Genomic DNA, 18,751 nt, shown 5'->3' on the forward strand with positions numbered 1-18,751 from the left:
TGAAGGTGACGGTTTCTTGCCGTCACCTTCATTTTTCGACATCGAATGATAAAAGGGGGGACTTCTTACCCGTGGAAGCTAATCAAAAAATGCAATTGCTCTTGACCGATCTCGGCATCACGACCGAGACGGAACAATTCGACGATGCGGAATTGACGCGACTTGTCGTCAACAAGCAGCGCCGGACGTGGACGTTTTATTTCCAGTTGCAGCGCGTGTTGCCGTACGAGGTGTATCAACTGTTCATGAGTCGAATCGAGAGCCGGTACGCGACGTTCGCTGACGAGGTGTACGCGCGTTTCACGACGACCTCAGGCGGTGCCGAACAGGATTATATCGACTATTGGCCGCGTATCGTCAGTGAACTCAGCCAAGTGTCGGGTGCGATGCGCAGTTATTTCGCATCGGTCTCACCGCGCTTTGAGCAGAACAAATTGCTCATCCCGGTGCGCTCGGCCCCTGAGGCGAACTATGTCGATAAAGAGTTATGCCAAGAAGTCCAAGCGCTCTATAGCGCCTATGGCTTTATGAAGAAACCTTGCCAAGCGCTGTTCTCGGAGAATGAAGAAGCAAACCAAGCGCTCCGCGAACAAGTCGTGCAAGAAGATTTGGAACAAGCGAAGCTCGCCCTCGCAGCGCAATTCGCGAAGGCGACCGAGACGAACGACGAACCGGTCACCGAGGTACGGATGGGCGCCTTGATCAAAGACGAGATCGTCCCGATCAAGACGATCATCGAAGAAGAACGACGCGTCGCCATCCGAGGTCTCGTCTTCTCGGCCGAACGGAAAGAACTGAAGAGCGGGAAGAAACTGTTCACGTTCAAGATGACAGACTATACCGATTCACTCATCGTCAAAGTGTTCGCACGCGATGACGATGATGACCGGATGCTCAGCGCCGTCAAAAAAGGCATGTGGATCCAAGCGGCCGGCCGGGTCGAGGATGACAGCTTCATGCGCGAACTGTGCATGATGGCATCGCAACTGCAAGAAGTGAAAGTCGAACCGGCCCGTGACGAGTGGGCCGGCGAGAAACGCGTCGAATTACACGCGCATACGCAAATGAGCCAGATGGACGCGGTCACGAACGTGTCGGCGCTCGTCGCCCGGGCGGCCAAATGGGGCCATCGCGCCATCGCCATCACCGACCACGCCGGCGTCCAGTCGTTCCCGGAAGCCTATTACGCCGGGAAAAAGAATGACATCAAAGTGCTGTTCGGGGTCGAGGCGAACGTCGTCAATGACGGCGTGCCTGTCGCGTATCACCCGACCGATGTCCCGCTCGATGATGCGACGTATGTCGTCTTCGACGTCGAGACGACCGGACTTTCGGCCGTCTACAACAAAATCATCGAACTCGCCGGGGTCAAAATTAAAGACGGTGAAATCATCGACCGGTTCGAGGCGTTCGCCGATCCGAAACATCCGCTCTCGGCTACGACAATCGAGCTGACGGGCATCACGGACGACATGGTCCATGGCCAGCCCGATCCCGAAGTCATCGCCAAACAGTTCGTCGATTGGTGCGGGGACGGCATCCTCGTCGCCCATAACGCATCGTTCGATATGGGCTTCTTAGAAGCGACGCTTCGGAGCGGGGGGCACGAGCCGGATGACTATCCCGTCATCGACACGCTCGAACTCGCCCGGACGATTTTACCGACGCTCAAAAACCACCGCCTCAACACGCTCGCGAAGCGATTCGATATCGAGTTGACCCAGCATCACCGGGCCATCTATGATGCGGAGGCGACGGCGTACTTGCTCATGAAACTGCTCGAACTCGCCAAACAGATGTTTGAGATGCAGACGCATCGCTCACTGAACGCGAAAGTCGGAAGCGACGTCTCGAAAATCCGTCCGTTCCATGCGACGATTTATGCGAAAACGAAAAAACCGGGACTTCGTCACTTATACGAACTAATCTCGTTGTCCCACATCGATTACTTGTTCCGGATGGCACGCATGCCGCGCTCGGAAATCGTGAAGCGTCGTGAAGGACTCCTCATCGGTTCGGCGTGTGACAACGGTGAAATTTTTGACGCCGCCCTGAACAAGTCAGACGAAGAGCTTGAGAAGATGATGGCGTTCTACGACTTCATCGAGATTCATCCCCCGGCGCTCTATATGCATTTGATCGATAAAGAGATCGTCGCCAACGAGCTCGAGTTACGGGAAATCATTAAGCGGATCATTCGCGTCGCCGGACAGGCCGGCCTGCCGGTATGTGCGACCGGAAACGTTCATTACCTTGACCGGACAGACCGCTCATACCGAGAGATCTTGATTCGGACGCAAGGTGGTGCCAACTTCATCAACACGCGGAAAGAACTCCCGCACGCCCATTTCCGGACGACGAAAGAGATGATGGAAGAGTTCAAGTTCCTCGGGGACGAACTCGCCCGCGAAATCGTCATCACGAACCCGAATGCGATCGCCGATCAAATCGAGTCGATTCAAATCATTCCGGACGATTTGTACACACCGAAGATTGAAGGCGCAGACGATGAGGTCCGGAACATGAGTTACGACATGGCCCGTTCGATTTACGGAGAACAACTGCCGGAAATCGTCGAGGCCCGGCTCGAGAAAGAGCTGAAATCGATTATCGGACACGGCTTTGCGGTCATCTATTTGATTTCGCATAAGCTCGTTAAGAAATCACTCGATGACGGCTATCTCGTCGGTTCACGTGGTTCGGTCGGCTCGAGTTTCGTTGCGACGATGACCGAAATCACCGAGGTCAACCCGTTGCCGCCGCATTACGTCTGTCCGAAGTGTCAACATTCCCACTTCTTCGACGACGGATCGGTCGGGTCCGGGTATGACCTTCCCGACAAGCAATGTCCGGAGTGTGGGACTTGGTATACGAAGGACGGGCACGATATCCCGTTCGAGACGTTCCTTGGTTTCAAAGGGGACAAAGTACCGGATATCGATTTGAACTTCTCGGGTGAATATCAACCACACGCCCACGCCTACACGAAAGTGTTGTTCGGAGAGGATTATGTGTACCGTGCGGGGACGATCGGGACAATTGCCGATAAGACGGCGTATGGATATGTGAAAGGTTATGCGACCGAGAACGATAAGATTTATCGGAACGCCGAAGTCGATCGGCTCGTCTCGGGCGTCACCGGCGTCAAACGGACGTCGGGACAACACCCGGGGGGAATCATCGTCGTCCCGGATTATATGGACATCGCCGAAATTTCGCCGATCCAATATCCGGCCGATGATAAGTCATCCGAGTGGAAAACGACCCACTTTGACTTCCACTCGATTCACGACAACTTGCTCAAACTCGATATTCTCGGTCACGATGACCCGACCGCCATCCGGATGCTACAAGACTTGTCCGGTATCGATCCGAAGACGATTCCGACGGACGATCCGACAGTCATGAAAATCTTTTCGTCGCCGGACGTGCTCGGTGTCACGCCAGAGCAAATCGAATCGAAGACGGGAACGCTCGGGATTCCAGAGTTCGGGACAAAATTCGTCCGGCAGATGCTCGAAGAGACGAAGCCATCGACGTTCTCCGAGCTCGTTCAAATCTCTGGATTGTCTCACGGGACGGACGTCTGGATCGGAAACGCCAACGAGCTCATCTACAACGGGACGTGTGAACTGAAAGACGTGATCGGGTGTCGTGATGACATCATGGTCTACTTGATATATGCGGGCCTCGAACCGTCATTCGCCTTCAAAATCATGGAGTCGGTGCGGAAAGGGAAGGGCTTGTCAGAAGATATGGAGACGGAGATGCGGGCCAACGATGTCCCGGAATGGTACATCTCGTCTTGTAAGAAGATTAAGTACATGTTCCCGAAAGCGCACGCCACGGCGTACGTGCTTATGGCCGTGCGAATCGCCTACTTCAAAGTGCATCATCCAATCTTGTATTATGCGACGTACTTCACGGTCCGGGCCGGCGACTTCGATTTGTCGGCGATGATCAAAGGATCACAGGCCGTGCGTAAAGCGATGTCGGATATCCGTGAAAAAGGATTTGAAGCCACGGCGAAAGATAAAGGCCTTCACACCGTGCTCGAGCTCGCTCTCGAGATGTTGGAGCGCGGCATGAAGTTCCAAAACATCGATTTGTATCGTTCGAGTGCGACCGAATTCCTGATTGAAGGGAACACGCTCATCCCACCGTTCAATGCAGTCGATGGACTCGGGACGAACGCGGCGAAAGCGATTGTCGATGCACGTGCCGAAGGACAGTTCTTATCAAAAGAAGACTTGCGCAAACGGGCCAAGTTGTCGAAGACGATCGTTGAGACGCTCGATACGATGAAATGTCTCGAAGGCCTCCCGGATGAGAACCAACTCTCGTTCTTTGATTTTGGGGTGTAAGTTGCGAAAAAACGGGAAAATATGATATATTGGTATCGAACAATGTTGGATACTACGACGGAAAGGAGTAGGGAACCCTACTCCTTTCTTGTATGTAAAAGCCAGAAGGAGGGATGAGAGTGTCCAAAATAACAGAAGTCGTCGAAGCGATCGCGTTGCCGATCGTGGAGCGTGAGAACATGGAATTGGTCGATGTCGAATTCGTGAAAGAAGGGCCAGACTGGTTCTTGCGCGTCTATATCGACAAGCCGGGGGGCGTCGATTTAGATGATTGCGTCAACATCAACGAACAACTCTCGGAAAAACTAAACGATAGCGATCCGATCGAACAAGCCTATTATCTTGACGTCTCGAGTCCCGGTGCCGAGCGACCGCTGAAGAAGCCGACCGACTTTGAACGCGCGATTGGAAAGAACGTCTATATCAAGACGTTCGCCCCGATTGAAGGTGCTAAAGAGTTCGAAGGGATTTTGACAGAATATGACGGCGAGACCGCCGTCGTCGAGACACGTATTAAGACAAGAAAAAAAGCGATATCGCTACCGGTAGACAAAATTGCACAAGCCCGCCTAGCGGTCACGTTTAGTTAAGGAGAGGTAAAGATGGGGCCACAATTACTCACAACAATCGAACAGATTGCTAACGAAAAAGGAATCGAGAAGGAGATTATCATCGATGCACTTGAGCAGGCGCTCATTTCGGCATACCGCCGAAACGTCGCCAACCCGAATGAAAACGTAAAAGTTGAATTCGACCAAGTGACTGGTGATATTCGTGTCTTCGCACTTCTTGAAGTCGTTGAACGTCTCTCGCATCCCGAGCAACAATTGTCGCTCGAAGAAGCGCATGAGATCGACCCGAACTACGAGTTAGGGGACTTCCATAAAGAAGAAGTCACACCGAGCGACTTCGGTCGCGTCGCGGCGATGACGGCCAAACAAGTCGTCACGCAAAAGATGCGGGAAGCCGAGCGCGAGCGCATCTATAACCACTTCGTCGATAAAGAAGACGAGATCATGACGGGGATTGTGGAACGGTTCGACCCACGCAACTTGTATATCGGTCTTGAAAACAATATCGAAGCGGTGCTCACACCGAACGAGCAGATGCCGAATGAATCGTACCAGATTCATGACCGTATCAAAGTGTATGTGACGAAAGTCGATTCGACGACGAAAGGTTCTGGCGCAGCCATCCAAGTCTCACGGACACATCCAGGTCTGTTGCGTCGTCTGTTCGAGCTCGAAGTACCAGAAATCGCGAGCGGTACGGTCGACGTCATGTCGGTCTCACGTGAAGCGGGCGATCGCTCGAAGATTGCCGTCCATTCGGATATCGTCGACCCGGTCGGCGCTTGTGTCGGTCCGAAAGGGCAGCGTGTTCAAACGATCGTCGATGAGCTCAACGGTGAGAAAATCGATATCGTCCGTTGGTCGAACGACCCGAAAGAGTTCGTGAAAAACGCACTCAGCCCGGCTCAAGTCGTTGACGTGTACGTCAATGAACCTAGCAAGTCGACGACGGTCGTCGTGCCAGACTATCAATTGTCACTCGCCATCGGGAAGCGCGGTCAAAACGCCCGTCTTGCCGCGAAATTGACGGGATGGAAAATTGATATCAAGAGCGAAACGGATGCTGAAGGCATGGACTTGTATGATACGTACGCCGAAAAAGTTGAACCGGAGCCAGAAAATGTTCACAATGAAATGGAACAGACTGACTCGGTTGACGTCGCTCTCGAGCCGACAACGGTGAAAGAAGAGGAATGACCATGAAGCAAAAGAAACTTCCTTTGCGCAAATGTGTGGTCACGCAAGAAATGTTGCCGAAACAAGCGTTGATTCGTGTCGTTCGGACGCCGGAAGGCGATGTCGTCATCGATACGACCGGTAAATTGAACGGACGTGGGGCGTATTTGTCGAAAGATGCGGACGTGATTCGTTTAGCAGAGAAAAAACGGACACTCGATCATCATTTAAAAGTGAAGACAAGTGAAGCGCTTTATGAGCAGCTACTTCAAGCTGTTACAGGAGCCGAATCATGAGTCAGTGGGAATCATTGTTAGGCCTTGCCGCACGGGCGAGGAAAGTAACGATGGGAGAAGAGTTTGTGTTGAAGGATGTGCGAGCTGGCCGAGCCAAGCTCGTCATCCTTGCCGGAGATGCAGGAGCGTCTACGAGAAAACGGGTTACCGACAAATGTACATCGTATGGTGTTCCATTGATTGAAGTGAGCGACCGATATACAATCGGGGCTGCTTTAGGTAAAGACATGCGAGTCGTCGTGTCTGTGACAGAATCCGGATTTGCGAACAAGCTTAAGCAACTTCTCTCTTAACTATTAACGGAGGTGGATGCTTTGGGAAAACGCGTCTATGAATTTGCAAAAGAACAGAATGTAACAAGTAAACAAGTCATTACTCAGCTCGAAAAAATGAACAAGCCAGTGAAAAATCACATGGCTGTCTTAGATGAGGAATCGGTCAAGCAACTCGACCGTGTCTTCAACCCTGAGAAATACCGTTCGGCTGACAAGCAAGACAAGCCGGTTGCAACGAAACAAGCTGAAACGAAGTCTGCCAAGTCAAAACCGGCTGACGCGAAGCCTGCTGGCAAACAAGAAGCACCGAAAGCACGCCCACAAGCGTCTGGCGGTCAAAGCAACCAAGCGGGTAACCGTGGTGGCAACCGTTTCGGCAACAACCGCAACGACAACCGCAACAAAAAGCGCGGCGGTAAATTCAAAGGTAAACCTGCGAAAGCAGCCGTGCCATTAGAAGCGGATCCAAATTCGAAAACGAGTCAACGTAAAGCGGCTCGTTTAGCGCAAGAGTCTGAAATGGGCAACGTCATCAAGTACGAGGATGTCCTCAGCGTATCGGACCTCGCTGCGAAGATGGATAAAAAGCCAAACGAGATCATCATGAAGTTGATGGGTCTTGGTGTCATGGCGACAATCAACCAAACACTTGATGACGAGACGATTGAGTTGCTTGCAACTGAATTCGGTTACGAAGTCGAGAAAGAAGTCCTCATCGACGAGACGGACTTTGAAGAAGTAGAAATCGACTTCTCTCCGTATGAGCTTGTGGAGCGTCCAGCTGTCGTGACGATCATGGGTCACGTCGACCACGGTAAGACAACCCTTCTTGACTCGATCCGCAACACGAAAGTCGTTGCTGGTGAAGCCGGCGGGATCACGCAGCACATCGGTGCTTATCAAGTTGAAGTCAACGGTAAAAAGATCACGTTCCTTGACACACCAGGTCACGCCGCCTTTACGACGATGCGTGCCCGCGGAGCCGAAGTGACGGATATCGCGATTATCGTTGTGGCAGCGGATGACGGCGTCATGCCACAGACAGAAGAAGCCATCTCACACGCGAAAGCGGCAAACGTGCCGATTATCGTCGCGGTGAACAAAATGGATAAAGAAGGCGCAAACCCTGACCGCGTCAAACAAGAATTGACAGAGTTTGGTCTTGTACCGGAAGAGTGGGGCGGCGAAACGATTTTCGTACCGATTTCAGCTTTGAAGGACGAAGGAATCGATGAGTTGCTCGAGATGATCTTACTCGTCTCAGAAGTCGAAGAGTACAAGTCGACGCCGGAAATGCCAGCTCGCGGTTCGGTCATCGAAGCGAAGCTCGACAAAGGCCGCGGTCCTGTCGCTACGCTTCTCGTTCAACACGGGACACTCCGCATCGGTGACTCGATCGTCGTCGGTAGCACGTTCGGACGCGTCCGGGCCATGGTCAACGATATCGGTCGTCGTGTGAAAGAAGTCGGTCCATCGACTCCAATCGAGATCACAGGATTGAACGACGTCCCACAAGCTGGTGACCAGTTCATCGTGTTTGAAGACGAGAAGAAAGCACGTGCAATCGGGGAAAAACGTTACCAACGTTACCTCGAGTCACAGCGTCGCGAATCGGCTAAAGTGAGTCTCGACGACTTGTTCAGCCGTATTCAAGAAGGCGAAGTCAAAGATTTGAACGTCATCATCAAAGCAGACGTTCAAGGTTCGGCTGAAGCACTCGCTGGTTCACTCCGTAAAATCGACGTCGCAGGCGTTAAAATCAACATCGTTCACCAAGGTGTCGGTGCCATCACAGAAGGTGACGTCATCCTCGCTTCGGCAGCCAATGCGATCATCATCGGATTCAACGTCCGCCCAGATGGGAACGCCCGGTCGATGGCCGAGCAAGAGCATGTTGAAATGCGTCTGCACCGGATCATCTATAACGCCATCGATGAAATCGAGAGCGCGATGAAAGGGATGCTCGACCCTGAGTTCGTTGAAGAAATTACAGGACAAGTTGAAGTCCGTGACGTCTTCAAAGTCTCGAAAGTCGGTACGATTGCCGGCTGTTACGTCACAGAAGGTAAAATTTCACGCGACGCCGGCGTCCGCATCATCCGTAACGGGATTGTTGTGTACGAAGGAAAACTCGATACGCTCCGTCGCTTCAAAGACGACGTCAAAGAAGTCGCGGCAGGCTACGAGTGTGGGATTAAAGTAGAGAAGTTCGACGACATCAAAGTGGAGGACGTCATCGAGGCGTTCATCATGAAAGAAGTCGAACGTAAATAAAGCGAGGAGGGAACACGTATGAACATTCGTGCCCAACGCGTCGCAGAGCAGATGCGTAAAGAGATTACAGATATCTTGCTCCGTGAAGTCAACGACCCACGTACGAAGAACGCTACAATTACAAGCGTCGATGTGACGGGAGATTTACAGCAAGCGACAGCCTACTACACGGTGCTTGGAGACGACGCCGAAGTGAAGGCTGAGACGCAAGCTGGTCTCGATAAGGCGAGCGCATTTATTCGCCGCGAGATCGGGAGCCGCATCCGTCTTCGGAAAACGCCAGAATTGTCGTTCGAATACGATTCATCGGTCGCATATGGTAGCCATATCGATTCATTGATTCGTGATTTAAATCGGAACGACCAATAAATTGAAGGGGGGACTCGCGTCTCCCCTTTTTTGATGGGAGGAATCCAGATGGAACCAACAGGTGTATTGATTTTAGATAAAGACAGCGGCATGACGAGCCACGACTGCGTGTTCAAGCTCCGTAAATTGTTCCAAACGAAGAAAGTCGGTCATACCGGCACGCTCGACCCCGAAGTGACCGGTGTCCTGCCGATTTGTCTCGGCCGGGCAACAAAGCTGTCACGTTTTCTGACCGATGAAGGCAAACGGTACGCCGCCGAGATTACAATTGGGACGGCGACGATGACCGAGGATGCTCATGGCGAGGTCGTCGAGACGCGCGAAGTCGGTCCAGAGGCGTTCACTGCTGCAGACATCGATCGCGTCCTCGAGACGTTGACAGGAAAGATTGAGCAAATCCCACCGTACTTCTCTGCCGTCAAAGTGAACGGCAAGAAATTGTACGAATACGCCCGGAAAGGTCAGACGGTGGAACGACCGCGCCGCATCGTCGAGATTCATCGCCTCGTCCGGACGAATGACCCGGTCATCGAAGACGGTGTCTGCCGTTTCCGTGTCGACGTCGAGTGTGGCAAAGGCACATTCATCCGGACGCTCGCCGTCCAAATTGGGGAGCGTCTCGGCTATCCGGCTCATATGAGCGACCTGCGGCGGACGAGGTCTGGTTCGTTCGAGGAGACGGCCGCTGTCACGTTGCAACAACTCGCCGACCTCGAGACGGTCGAGGAACGCATGAACCACCTCATCCCGCTCGAAGAGGTCATCAAGCGTTGGCCTGCCATGACGATTCCGGCCAATCGGGAGCGGTATATTCGAAACGGGGGGCGTTTGAACGACGTCTCGCTCGAATTTGAACTGTTTACTGTCTATAATGAAGAAGGAATTCCACTTGCCCTCTATCGACGGCTTGACGGAACAACAGACGCAAATGTCGAGGTCATGTTGACCATCGACTAAAGGGGAGATTGAAGTATGGAAACGATCCATCTGACGTATCCTGAGACACCAGACCTGGTCCCTTCGGTCATGGTGCTCGGATTTTTCGACGGCGTCCACACCGGACATCAGGCCGTGATTCGGCATGCACAGGCGCAAGCGAAACAGCTCGATGTACCCGTGACCGTGATCACGTTCGACCCGCACCCGAAACAAGTGCTCTCAAACAAACCGGATGCGGTCCGTTATATCACACCGCTCCAGCGGAAATTGAACCGAATTGCCGGACTCGGTGTCGAACGGTGTATCGTCATCACGTTCACGAAAGAGTTGGCGAGCCTGTCACCGCAACAATTCGTGGATGACTATTTGATCGGTGCCGGTGCGGTCCACGTGACGGCAGGATTCGACTACTCGTATGGTAAATTCGGTGAGGGGACGATGGAGACGCTGCCGTATCATGCGCGCGGTCGCTTCACCACCTCGGTCGTCGCTGAACAGACGAGCGGCGGCGAAAAAGTGTCGTCGACGCGGATTCGTCAGTTGCTCGGTGCCGGAGACGTTGATGTGGCGAGCGAGCTGCTCGGTACGCCGTATGTCATCTGCGGGGAAGTCATCCACGGCGACGCCCGGGGCCGGACGATTGGCTACCCGACGGCGAACGTCGTCATGGACGCGTCATACGTCATGCCGCGCCTCGGCGTCTATGCGACACGTGTACGGCTTCAGGACGGTCGGACGTTCGACGCGATGACGAACGTCGGGCGGCGTCCGACGTTTTATGCGACCGGGGACGTCTCGATCGAGAGCCACTTGTTCGATTTCTCAGAGGATCTATACGGGCAACTGATCGAGATCGAATGGATGCATTACTTGCGTGACGAGCGGGCGTTCGACGGGCTCGACGCACTCATCGCTCAACTCAAGCAAGATGAGACAGCCGCCCGGGCAATCCTGTCTTGACTTTGAATGGGTGGTACGGTATCCTAATTTGGTACGCAAAGTACACCGCTTCGCTTGGCTGGACGATTCACCAACGACGGCTCGGCAACGCGGCAATTTTCTATTAAATGGAGGTGGAGAGGCAATGGCACTCTCAAAAGAACGTAAAAACGAAATCATCGCGGAATACGCGACAAAACAAGGTGACACTGGTTCACCGGAAGTTCAAGTTGCAGTATTGACTGAACAAATCAACACTTTGAACGATCATCTTCGTACACACAAGAAAGACCACCACTCACGTCGCGGTCTTTTGAAAATGGTTGGACGTCGCCGCAACTTGCTTACGTACCTTCGTAACAAGGACGTTACACGTTACCGTGAATTGATTCAACGCCTTGGTCTCCGTCGTTAATCCGAACGGACCATGTGACGGACTGGGACACTTGTTCCTAGTCCGTTTCTTCTTTTTTGGGAGGAAAATCATTAGACATTCATATGAATGAGTTACATAATAAACTAGATAAGGTTTGAGAGGAGAATGTTCATGTTAGGTACGAAACAAGTCTTTTCTACTGAATGGGGCGGTCGTCCGCTATCTGTAGAAGTCGGGCAACTTGCGAAACAAGCAAACGGCTCGGCACTCGTCCGTTATGGGGACACGGTCGTGCTCGCCACGGTCACAGCATCGAAAGCGCCGAAGGATTTAGATTTCTTCCCGCTCACGGTCAACTATGAAGAAAAATTATATTCGGTCGGTAAAATCCCAGGAGGTTTCCTCCGTCGGGAAGGACGTCCTGGAGAGAACGCGATTTTGACATCACGTCTCATCGACCGTCCGATCCGTCCGCTTTTCCCTGACGGATTCCGTCACGATATTCAAGTCATGATCTACGTCATGTCGAACGATCCAGACTGCTCGGCTGAAATGGCCGGTATGCTTGGAACGTCGATCGCACTCTCGATTTCGGACATCCCGTTCGACGGGCCGATCGCCGGAGCGACAGTCGGACGTGTCAACGGTGAGTTCGTCGTCAACCCGACGACAGCTCAACTCGAACAGACGGACCTTGAGCTCCAAGTCGCCGGAACAGCAACTGCGATCAACATGGTTGAAGCAGGCGCGAACGAAGTACCGGAAGACGTCATGCTCGAGTCAATCTTGTTCGGTCACGAAGAGATCAAGAAATTGGTCGCGTTCCAAACAGAGATCGTCGAAGCTGTCGGGAAACCGAAGTTCGAATATACGGTATCGAAGTTTGACGACGCTTTGTCGGCTGAGCTCGAAGCAGCACGTCCAGAAATCAACGCCGCGGTTCAAGTCGAAGAGAAGCATGCACGTGACGCAGCAATCAACGAAGTGATTGCCAAATACGTAGCTGCATACGAAGAATCACTCGCTGACGAACCGGCCAAGTTGAAAGAAGTATCTGGCATCTTGAACAAGTTCGTCAAAGACGAAGTCCGCCGTTTGATCACAGTCGACAAAGTTCGTCCGGACGGTCGTCGCCCGGAAGTCATCCGCCCGCTCGCATCAGAAACGGGCTTGTTGCCACGCGCCCACGGCGTTGGGTTGTTCACACGTGGACAAACACAAGTCATGTCGGTCGCGACACTCGGCGTCATCGGAGATGCTCAAATCATCGACGGCATCGGGTTAGAAGAGAACAAGCGCTTCATGCACCACTATAACTTCCCGCCGTTCTCGGTCGGAGAAGCTCGTCCGGTGCGTGCGCCAGGTCGTCGTGAAATCGGTCACGGTGCCCTAGGAGAACGTGCACTTCTTCCAATCATCCCGAAAGAAGCCGACTTCCCGTACACGATTCGTCTCGTCTCGGAAGTACTCGAGTCGAACGGTTCGAGTTCACAGGCGTCAATCTGTGGTTCGACACTCGCCCTCATGGACGCAGGTGTGCCGATCAAGGCACCAGTTGCCGGGATCGCAATGGGTCTCATCATGGAAGGCGAACACTATACGGTCCTCACTGACATCCAAGGTCTCGAAGATCATCTCGGAGACATGGACTTCAAAGTAGCAGGAACGAAAGACGGGATCACGGCGCTCCAAATGGACATCAAAATTGCCGGGATCACGCGTGAGATCTTGGAAGAGGCACTCGAACAAGCACGTTCAGGCCGTCTCCATATCTTGAACCATATGCTTGAGACGCTCGACGCACCGCGTCCGCAGTTGTCGAAGTATGCACCGAAAATCGTGACGATGACGATCAATCCGGACAAGATCCGCGACGTGATCGGACCGGGCGGGAAGATGATTAACAGCATCATCGACCAAACGGGTGTCAAAATCGATATCGAGCAAGACGGTACAGTCTTCATCGCGTCGACCGATCAAGAAGGCATCGACATGGCGATGGCGCTCATCGGCGACATCGTCCGCGAAGTCGTCGTCGGCGAAGAGTTCGATGCGACGGTTCGTCGTATTGAGAAATTCGGCGCTTTCGTTGAGTTGTTCAAAGGCAAGGACGCGCTCGTCCACGTCTCTGAGTTCAGTCTTGATCGCGTCGCGAACGTCGAAGACGTCGTTAAACTCGGTGATACAATTAAAGTCCGCGTAACGGAAATCGATGACAAAGGCCGAGTCAATGCCTCGCACAAAGTGCTCATCCTTGAAGGATTGTCACCGGAAGAACGCGAAGCATACGAAGCGAAACGTAAAGCGCAGCGCGAGAGCCGTCCACCACGTGACAGCCGTCCGCCGCGTCGTGACGGAGACCGTCGTCCGCCACGCCCGACAAACTAATCATGATGGCCATCGTCTGGTGCGATGGCCTTTTTCATAGGAGTGATAACATGGAATGGATCACATTAGACAACGGCGTCCGCATCGTGATTGAACCGATGGCGGATGTCCGCAGCACGTCGACCGGTGTCTTTATCAAAGCCGGCACTCGGACCGAAGACATGACCGAGATCGGCATCAGCCACTTGATTGAACATATGCTATTTAAAGGAACAAAGACGAGAACGGCAAAAGAGATCGCGTCGTTCTTTGATGAACTTGGCGGAAGCGTGAACGCGTTCACGTCAAAAGATCATACGTGCTATTACGTGAAGACGCTTGACGAGCACGCGGTCATCGCCTTCGACGCGCTCGCCGACATGCTATTCGATTCGTTGTTTGATGAGACGGAGCTCGAGAAAGAAAAGCGGGTCGTCTTAGAAGAGATTAAAATGTATGAGGACACCCCGGAAGATCTCGTCCACGAGCTGCTCGCGAAAGCCGTCTATAAAGATGATATTCTCGCCGAACCGATTCTCGGGACGGAAGCGAGCGTCCTTGGACTATCTCGGGAGCAATTGCTCCGCTACGTCGCTTCGACGTATACAGGCAACCGTGTCGTCGTCTCAATCGCCGGCCACGTGCCGCAAGAGTTGGTCGAGGCGGTCACGAGAAGGTTTGCCGACCTTCCATCAGGGGAATCACCGAAAGAATCGACGACGCCGATCTTGTATAGCGACGTGGTGAAGAAACAGAAAGAGACGGAGCAAGCGCACCTGTGCTGGAACTTCGAGGCGATTGCCGCCAAAGACGATCGATTGCCGCATTTAGCCTTGTTGAACAATGCGATCGGGGCGACGATGTCGTCACGGCTGTTCCAGTCGATTCGAGAAGAGGAAGGCCTCGCCTACTCGATTTACTCGTACTATACGACGTTCGACGACCACGGGACGTTCACCATTTATATCGGAACGTCACCAGAAACGCTCGCGCAAGTCGAGACGATCATGACGCGTGAGCTCGAAACGTTAAAAGCGGATGGGCTGTCCGATGAGGAAGTCGAGAAAGGGAAACGACAACTGAAAGGGTCGCTCGTCCTTGGGAACGAGAGCACGAACGCACGGATGAACCGCAACGGGCGCAACCTCGTCCTGCTCGATGAAGTCGAGGAGTTGAACGAAGTGCTCGACAAAGTTGATCGCATTGAAACGCGTGACGTCAACACCCTCATCAATGAGGTGCTCGGCCACGCCCCTGCCAAATCATATGTCCTTCCGTCCGAAGACTGACTTGAAACCGAATTGTAAGTTCTCTACACTGATTAAGAGGTATTCTTTACTTTGGACAGGAACAGGTGAAAGAAGGGAAAGACTTGAACTTAACGGATTTAGCTAACCACATACAATTGATTAATCAACCAAACCTACAAGGCATCACGGTGACCCATGTGACGACCGACTCGCGCGAAGTCGTCCCAGGGACGCTGTTCGTCGCCATTAAAGGCTATACAGTCGACGGTCACGACTACGCTGATTTAGCAGTCACAAAAGGCGCAGTCGCCGTCGTCAGTGAACGGCCACTCTCTTTGAGTGTGCCGAACTTGATCGTGCGTGACAGCACGCGTACGGTCGGTCTATTGGCGTCCGCGTTCTATCAATATCCGTCTGAGCAGATGCGTCTGTTCGGGATCACGGGAACGAACGGCAAGACGACGACGACGACCATTTTACGTGATGTTCTCACCGAGCTCGGACATAGCACCGGCTTGATCGGCACGGTCGAGGTACGCATTAACGATACGGTCGTCCCGAGCAAAAACACGACACCGCAAAGCTCTGAGCTGCAACAGTTGCTCGCCCGGATGCACGAAGAAGGCGTCACCGATGTGATGATGGAAGTGTCATCGCACGGACTCGAACTCGGTCGCGTCATCGGCACAGATTTCGATATCGTCGGCTTCACGAACTTGACGCATGACCATCTCGATTTCCATGGTACGTTCGAAAACTATGCGCGAGCGAAAGGCTTATTGTTCGCTCAACTCGGACAGATGGCGTCGCGTCACAAAGTTGCCGTGTTGAACGCGGATGATCCGTACAGCAAGCTGTACGAGACGATGACGGGCGCCCGAGTGATCACGTATGCAATCGACGAGATGGCCGATGTGACGGCATCAGATATCGTTCAGACGCTGTCAGAGACGAGTTTTAGCCTCAACTACCAAGGGGAGAGTCATCCGTTGACCGTTCAATTCATCGGCCGGTTCAACGTGTACAACATCTTGCTCGCGACCGGGTGTTTGATCGCTGCCGGCTATCGTTTGCCCGAGATCGTCCAGGCACTCGAGTCGATTCATCCTGCCAAAGGGCGGATGCAACGTCTCGACGTACCAGGGTATAACGTCTATGCGGACTATGCGCATACACCGGACGGCATCGAGCAATGCTTGAAATCACTCGTCGGTGTCCCGAAAGAGAAGATTGTGTTCTTGATCGGTACAGGCGGGAACCGTGACGTTACGAAGCGGCCGACGATGGGAGAGATGGCCTCGAAATATGCGGGGACGGTCGTCATCACGACGGATGACCCGCGTTTTGAAGCGTACGACTCGATCACGAGCGGAATCGCCGCCGGGATGACCCACGACAATTTCGTCGAGATTGGGGACCGGGAAGAGGCTGTCCGTTATGCGGCTCGGTTGGCCGAACCAGACAATATCGTCGTCTTGGCCGGAAAAGGGCATGAGAAATATCAAATCATCGGTAATGAGAAAATTCCGCTAGATGAAGAAGCAATCGTCCGAGCGACAATTTTGAAGACGGAGGAAATATGATTTATGGCAGTACAACCGATCACCTTGACAGAGAAAGAGCATGACGATTTCGTCAAAACACACGACCGTGGGGACTTGCTTCAGCTTTCGAGTTGGGCCGACGTCAAACGACAAAACGGCTGGTTCGCCGAGCGGGTCGCCGTCGCGAACGATGGGGTGACGAGCGGGGTGGCGTTACTCTTATTCAAACGTGTACCGAAGCTCCCATTCACACTCTGCTATGCGCCACGCGGCTTCGTCGTCGACTATGACGATGTGGCTTCTTTACGGGCATTGACCGAGGAGGCGAAGCGGGTCGCCAAGGCGAACAAAGCGATCGTCGTGAAAATCGATCCGAATATCGATCGAGATGAAGTGCCAGGTCTATTGACCGAGATGGCGAGTCTCGGCTTCGCCCATAAAGGATACGGCGGTGGGTTTGATTACGCCCAACCGCGGTTCACGATGGAGACGGATTTACGCCCGAGCGAGAAAGACATCTTCGGCAAATTCCATCATAAATTCCGCTATAACGTTCGTTTGGCCGAACGGAAAGGGATCGTCTGCACGGAAGTCGGGCGCGACGGGCTTAAGACGTTCGCCGACTTGATGAAAGTGACGGGCGAGCGTGACGGTTTTGCCATTCGTGGACTTGACTATTTCGAGAACCTATACGATTGTCTGCAACCTGATGACGCCCGTTTGTTCTTGACGAAACTCGAGCCGAAACTCGCACTCGACCAACAGATGGCCACACTCGAAAAAGCGGAGCGTGACCTTGGGAAAATCGAACGGTCACTCGAGACGGAAACGGTCGAGAAGAAACGGACGAGCTTGTTGAACCGTCAAAAGCAGACACGTGAGCAAATCGAGAAGATTCAAGCCGCGTTACCTGAACTGACGGAGTTACACGAGAAATACCCGAACGGTCTCGTCTTGTCGGGCGGTCTGTTGACGCTTGCCGGACGACGCTCGTATTATCTGTACGGGGCATCCTCGAACGAGTTTCGTGAGTTCATGCCGAACCACCTCATGCAATGGACGATGATGCAAGCAGCCAAGGCGAGCGGGGCCGAACGCTACGATTTCGGTGGCGTATCGGGTAGCACGGAGCCTGATGACGAGTATGCAGGGCTTTATGCGTTCAAGTCGGGCTGGGGAAGCGATTTGATCGAGAAAGTCGGCGAGTTCGACCTCGTCTTGAATCGTCCGCTCTATTTCGCCCTCGAGACGGGATTACCGCTCGTCAAAGGACTCCGTAAACGGTTGCGCCGATGAAATGGACCGGCGTTTTGACGTTCGCGATGACGGCGTTTTTAGTCGGAATCTTTTTAGCGTACACGTTGTCACGTCCGGGCCCGATGCCATGGGTCGATGAACCGACATTTGAAACGGGAATGTGTGAACGCAACCCGGGCTCGGAAGATGTCGTCGTCGAGCGAAGTGAAAAGGCGTTCGCGAAGCTTCATCCGCACGTCCGCGAGCGGAGCGAGTCGTTCGTGCGCCTGGCCTACTCTTGCCTCGGCCTCGAGGTCCGTCTGACGTCGGGGTATCGGTCGGCCGATGAGCAGAACGCGCTCTATGCCCAAGGGCGCTCGAAACCGGGACAAGTCGTGACGAACGCCAAGGCGGGACAAAGTTACCATAACTATGGGCTCGCCGTCGATTTCGTCATCATCCACAATAACCGTGCCGATTACAATCTCGAGTCGGACCACAACCGATCGGACGAACCCGATTGGCAAGAGTTAGGAGAACTCGGCAAAGCACTCGGCTTCGAATGGGGCGGGGATTGGAGAAGTTTTCCGGATTACCCGCATTTACAAATGGACTTCGGCTTGTCGATTCGCCAACTCGCTTCCGGGAAACGTCCGGACGACAAAGCGACGATGCCACTCGCCGATGTGATGAAACCTCTCGTCAATTGAACGGAAATGTTGGCATATCAGCAGTTTTCCGATACAATATTCAGTAGCGATAAGTGGACGAAAC

The 18,751-nt window shown here is 53.2% G+C and carries 15 protein-coding genes; all 15 read left to right on the top strand.

Going from position 1 to position 18,751, the window contains the following annotated elements; genetic code table 11:
• Positions 1-71: 71 nt before the first annotated feature.
• The 15 genes from KNP74_RS07170 to KNP74_RS07240 all read left to right on the top strand — a co-directional run bounded on the left by KNP74_RS07170 (position 72) and on the right by KNP74_RS07240 (position 18,687).
• The gene (locus tag KNP74_RS07170; RefSeq protein WP_214763892.1) at positions 72-4,364 is read left to right on the top strand and encodes a PolC-type DNA polymerase III; all 4,293 of its coding nucleotides are present in this window, start codon (positions 72-74) and stop codon (positions 4,362-4,364) included.
• A 119-nt stretch (positions 4,365-4,483) separates the two neighbouring features.
• On the top strand, positions 4,484-4,954 hold the full coding sequence (rimP, locus tag KNP74_RS07175) for a ribosome maturation factor RimP (protein WP_034777274.1): 471 nt from the start codon (positions 4,484-4,486) through the stop codon (positions 4,952-4,954).
• A gap of 12 nt (positions 4,955-4,966) precedes the next feature.
• Positions 4,967-6,133 carry a transcription termination factor NusA gene (gene nusA / locus KNP74_RS07180; RefSeq protein WP_214763893.1) on the top strand — a complete coding sequence of 389 codons (1,167 nt, stop codon included), beginning with the start codon at positions 4,967-4,969 and terminating at the stop codon, positions 6,131-6,133.
• Positions 6,130-6,408, top strand: coding sequence for an RNase P modulator RnpM (gene rnpM / locus KNP74_RS07185; protein ID WP_167491800.1), 279 nt, complete (start codon positions 6,130-6,132; stop codon positions 6,406-6,408). Before nusA ends, rnpM begins: the two co-directional genes overlap by 4 nt.
• Positions 6,405-6,701, top strand: coding sequence for a YlxQ family RNA-binding protein (locus tag KNP74_RS07190; RefSeq protein WP_021067159.1), 297 nt, complete (start codon positions 6,405-6,407; stop codon positions 6,699-6,701). Before rnpM ends, KNP74_RS07190 begins: the two co-directional genes overlap by 4 nt.
• A 21-nt stretch (positions 6,702-6,722) precedes the next feature.
• Positions 6,723-8,957 carry a translation initiation factor IF-2 gene (gene infB, locus KNP74_RS07195; RefSeq protein WP_138859583.1) on the top strand — a complete coding sequence of 745 codons (2,235 nt, stop codon included), beginning with the start codon at positions 6,723-6,725 and terminating at the stop codon, positions 8,955-8,957.
• An 18-nt stretch (positions 8,958-8,975) separates the two neighbouring features.
• The gene (gene rbfA, locus KNP74_RS07200; protein WP_034777282.1) at positions 8,976-9,326 is read left to right on the top strand and encodes a 30S ribosome-binding factor RbfA; all 351 of its coding nucleotides are present in this window, start codon (positions 8,976-8,978) and stop codon (positions 9,324-9,326) included.
• 48 nt (positions 9,327-9,374) lie between these two features.
• Positions 9,375-10,283 carry a tRNA pseudouridine(55) synthase TruB gene (truB, locus tag KNP74_RS07205; RefSeq protein WP_214763895.1) on the top strand — a complete coding sequence of 303 codons (909 nt, stop codon included), beginning with the start codon at positions 9,375-9,377 and terminating at the stop codon, positions 10,281-10,283.
• Positions 10,284-10,298: 15 nt separating this feature from the next.
• Complete coding sequence (locus tag KNP74_RS07210) at positions 10,299-11,225, top strand: bifunctional riboflavin kinase/FAD synthetase (protein ID WP_034777286.1); 927 nt, start codon at positions 10,299-10,301, stop codon at positions 11,223-11,225.
• A 124-nt stretch (positions 11,226-11,349) separates the two neighbouring features.
• On the top strand, positions 11,350-11,619 hold the full coding sequence (rpsO, locus tag KNP74_RS07215) for a 30S ribosomal protein S15 (RefSeq protein WP_015881433.1): 270 nt from the start codon (positions 11,350-11,352) through the stop codon (positions 11,617-11,619).
• 132 nt (positions 11,620-11,751) lie between these two features.
• Complete coding sequence (pnp, locus tag KNP74_RS07220) at positions 11,752-13,968, top strand: polyribonucleotide nucleotidyltransferase (RefSeq protein ID WP_138859580.1); 2,217 nt, start codon at positions 11,752-11,754, stop codon at positions 13,966-13,968.
• Between the two features lie 50 nt (positions 13,969-14,018).
• A complete protein-coding gene (locus tag KNP74_RS07225; RefSeq protein ID WP_138859579.1) occupies positions 14,019-15,236 on the top strand; it encodes a M16 family metallopeptidase in 1,218 nt (405 codons plus the stop codon).
• Between the two features lie 83 nt (positions 15,237-15,319).
• Entirely contained in the window at positions 15,320-16,780 is a 1,461-nt protein-coding gene (locus KNP74_RS07230; protein ID WP_232939398.1) for a UDP-N-acetylmuramoyl-L-alanyl-D-glutamate--2,6-diaminopimelate ligase, read from the top strand.
• A 3-nt stretch (positions 16,781-16,783) separates the two neighbouring features.
• The gene (locus tag KNP74_RS07235; RefSeq protein WP_034777290.1) at positions 16,784-18,037 is read left to right on the top strand and encodes a lipid II:glycine glycyltransferase FemX; all 1,254 of its coding nucleotides are present in this window, start codon (positions 16,784-16,786) and stop codon (positions 18,035-18,037) included.
• Positions 18,034-18,687 carry a M15 family metallopeptidase gene (locus tag KNP74_RS07240; protein WP_138859577.1) on the top strand — a complete coding sequence of 218 codons (654 nt, stop codon included), beginning with the start codon at positions 18,034-18,036 and terminating at the stop codon, positions 18,685-18,687. Before KNP74_RS07235 ends, KNP74_RS07240 begins: the two co-directional genes overlap by 4 nt.
• Positions 18,688-18,751 lie beyond the last annotated feature (64 nt).

Source organism: Exiguobacterium sp. s141, from assembly GCF_018618085.1.
GTDB lineage: Bacteria > Bacillota > Bacilli > Exiguobacteriales > Exiguobacteriaceae > Exiguobacterium > Exiguobacterium mexicanum_A.

Coding starts and splice junctions, on each gene's coding strand:
- nusA (WP_214763893.1), top strand. CDS start 4,967: ATGGGGCCACAATTACTCACAACAATCGAACAGATTGCTAACGAAAAA.
- rnpM (WP_167491800.1), top strand. CDS start 6,130: ATGACCATGAAGCAAAAGAAACTTCCTTTGCGCAAATGTGTGGTCACG.
- KNP74_RS07190 (WP_021067159.1), top strand. CDS start 6,405: ATGAGTCAGTGGGAATCATTGTTAGGCCTTGCCGCACGGGCGAGGAAA.
- rbfA (WP_034777282.1), top strand. CDS start 8,976: ATGAACATTCGTGCCCAACGCGTCGCAGAGCAGATGCGTAAAGAGATT.
- truB (WP_214763895.1), top strand. CDS start 9,375: ATGGAACCAACAGGTGTATTGATTTTAGATAAAGACAGCGGCATGACG.
- KNP74_RS07210 (WP_034777286.1), top strand. CDS start 10,299: ATGGAAACGATCCATCTGACGTATCCTGAGACACCAGACCTGGTCCCT.
- rpsO (WP_015881433.1), top strand. CDS start 11,350: ATGGCACTCTCAAAAGAACGTAAAAACGAAATCATCGCGGAATACGCG.
- pnp (WP_138859580.1), top strand. CDS start 11,752: ATGTTAGGTACGAAACAAGTCTTTTCTACTGAATGGGGCGGTCGTCCG.
- KNP74_RS07225 (WP_138859579.1), top strand. CDS start 14,019: ATGGAATGGATCACATTAGACAACGGCGTCCGCATCGTGATTGAACCG.
- KNP74_RS07235 (WP_034777290.1), top strand. CDS start 16,784: ATGGCAGTACAACCGATCACCTTGACAGAGAAAGAGCATGACGATTTC.
- KNP74_RS07240 (WP_138859577.1), top strand. CDS start 18,034: ATGAAATGGACCGGCGTTTTGACGTTCGCGATGACGGCGTTTTTAGTC.